Origin of the sequence: Mycobacterium sp. (assembly GCF_049673265.1) — a bacterium.
In the GTDB taxonomy this organism is placed as follows: domain Bacteria; phylum Actinomycetota; class Actinomycetes; order Mycobacteriales; family Mycobacteriaceae; genus Mycobacterium.
Genome location: NZ_JBATXN010000159.1, coordinates 1 through 2,170, shown reverse-complemented (window position 1 = coordinate 2,170; position 2,170 = coordinate 1). Strand labels below are relative to the sequence as shown.

The 2,170-nt window shown below is 62.3% G+C and carries 2 protein-coding genes and 1 pseudogene; 1 reads left to right on the top strand and 2 read right to left on the bottom strand.

The window, feature by feature from the left end:
* Positions 1–310: pseudogene (locus WBF82_RS05620) on the bottom strand (DUF1707 SHOCT-like domain-containing protein); the annotation flags it as partial.
* Positions 311–958: 648 nt separating this feature from the next.
* On the opposite strand from WBF82_RS05620, the gene WBF82_RS05615 reads away from it, so the two are divergent.
* Positions 959–1,456 (top strand): hypothetical protein, encoded by a 498-nt coding sequence (locus WBF82_RS05615; protein WP_424382094.1) that lies wholly within the window; start codon positions 959–961, stop codon positions 1,454–1,456.
* Between the two features lie 297 nt (positions 1,457–1,753).
* Here the strand turns inward: WBF82_RS05615 and WBF82_RS05610 are convergent.
* Positions 1,754–2,170, bottom strand: a 417-nt coding sequence (locus tag WBF82_RS05610) for a penicillin-binding transpeptidase domain-containing protein (RefSeq protein ID WP_424382093.1), incomplete at its 5' end; no start/stop codon positions are given.

Below are 2,170 nucleotides of genomic sequence, written 5' to 3'. Positions count from 1 at the left end.
GAGCCCATCCGGCGCACCAACGCCAGCCGGGTCGGGACGGTCCACTCGCCGTGACGCTTGAGCGACCCGACCCAGCCACGCAGCTCGACCCGGTCGGCCGCAGATGTGACGATGGCCCCCGGGCCGGGTAGATCACCGACGAGGCTGTCCAGCTCGTTGCGGGTCCGCGCGTAGGACACATGCGAGGAGCGTTCCTCGAACTCGCTGAATCGATCAGCCCGAGGGCAACCGCATTGTGCAGCCGGCGCAATGTTCCGTTGCGGTCGGCATCTGACACCCGCATTTCGGTCAACTCATCAGGGCGCGTCATGGCGCTACCAATCTACCGCTACCGATCCCATCGGCCCCGGCGATGAAGGCGTGACGGCCACTGCGGGCGAGGGCCGCGGCCGCGGTCGATTGGTAGCTATCGGACGTCAAAACCGCAGGAAATACACCACGGCGTTAATAACAATCGTTTATTCAACACTCGACAAATAATTGTCGTCTTGGCTGCACACACCGTTATGCCGCTTCTTATCGATATTTGACTTATGTAGAGCTATTGTTCGGTTCCCTGGATTGACTGTCCATTTTCTTGGATTTTTACATCCGACGCTGGACAAATGCAGGCACCACGATCCATGGCTCTGGTTAGTCGTGGTTGCGATGCGTTTGACCTGGCATTTCGGGTCAGACGCGCCCGCTGCAGCGAACACGTGGCTTCCCAAGCAAATCGTCCGGCTGAGCGCAGAGATTCCGATTCTGCTAGCCGAACGGCAACTAAGAGCAGCCTTAAGGCCGACCCAACTTCGCCTGAGATTTATGTTAGAAAAAAGCTTAACTAAAGCTGTGTTCTGTTATATGCTGCCGACGTCGAGGGCTCTTAATGGGGGCAAAGACTCATGTACGAGCCAACGGCTGTGGGGCGGCAACCCCACAATCCACATCGAGTGACACCTAGATTGGAGGCTCGCACATGAGTCGCAAGCATTCTACCGCGTTAGGTTTCGGCGCGGCCATCAGCGGCGCAGCTGTCGCCGGGTTCATCAGCATGGGCACCGCCCACGCCGACGCTGACTTTTACGAGGACGTGTTTGGAGCACCGGGCACAAGCGGATTAGCCCTCGGGCAGGCCGCCGATAACGTGGCGCTGGACCAGGCGATGTTCGCAAGCAACCCCGGAAATGCGACCGCGGTCGACATCCTGGGCGACAGCTTCGAGAACTCGGGCACCGCGCACCCGCTCGAGCAGCTGTTCTTCGGGCTCGACCCCAGCGCGTACCAGGTTCAGTTCGACCCCGACATCACCGGTTACCTCACCGGCGCCAACGCCGGTGGATACCTGGTTCCTGACGACTTCCTCGGGTACCTGGGCACGACCCTTGACGCTGATCTGCTGAACCCGACCGGCCTTGGCCCGCTGCTTCTGGGCCCGCTGATCGACGTGCTGCTTGGGTTCCCCGCATCACCGTAATCTCGGCGTCCGGGTAGCGTGAGCGACCCGTTCGTTGACGGGGGGTGACCGTCTGGCCGGCGGGGCCGCACAGGCCTCGCCGGCCAGATCGGCGTTCCCCAGTGCTTATCCCTTGGGTTACTGAGTAATCCAGTTCCCTGATGGAGGTGGCCGGCCCTTGACAAGACCGGCCTGTCGGGGGGAAGTTCGACAACCTCGGAGGGGTGGGCTGTCTAGCTCAGTCATCAGGACCTTGTCGCCCGGCTACGCCCCCCTGGCCGGGCGACAAGCCTATCTAAGGGCTATCCGACGAGGCTGTTAAGCCAGATATCCGCCCGGCAGCGTGTCGAACATGAACTTCGTCATCCGCACCGCGTACTCCGAACTGCCGCCCCCGACGATCAGCGAGGCGAACGCCATATCGCCGCGGTAGCCGGCGAACCACGAGTGCGAACCGCCGGGGAATTCAGCCTCACCGGTCTTGCCGAACACCGCGCCGCAGTCGGCGATCTCCTTGCCGGTGCCATTGGTCACCACCAGTCGCATCATCGGGCGCAGGCCGTCGAGCACTTTCTCGCTGATCGGGGTGGTGTCGCCGGTGATCGTCGTCGATCGCCCCTCAATCAGTTTGGGCACCGGCGTCTTCCCGGCGGCGACCGTGGCTGCGACCATCGCCATGCCGAACGGGGAGGTCACCACCTTGCCCTGACCGAAGCCGTCCTCGGTGCGCTCGGC

Bases quoted from the DNA above. Each gene is read 5' to 3' on its own strand.
- WBF82_RS05615 (WP_424382094.1), top strand. From the start codon at position 959: ATGAGTCGCAAGCATTCTACCGCGTTAGGTTTCGGCGCGGCCATCAGC.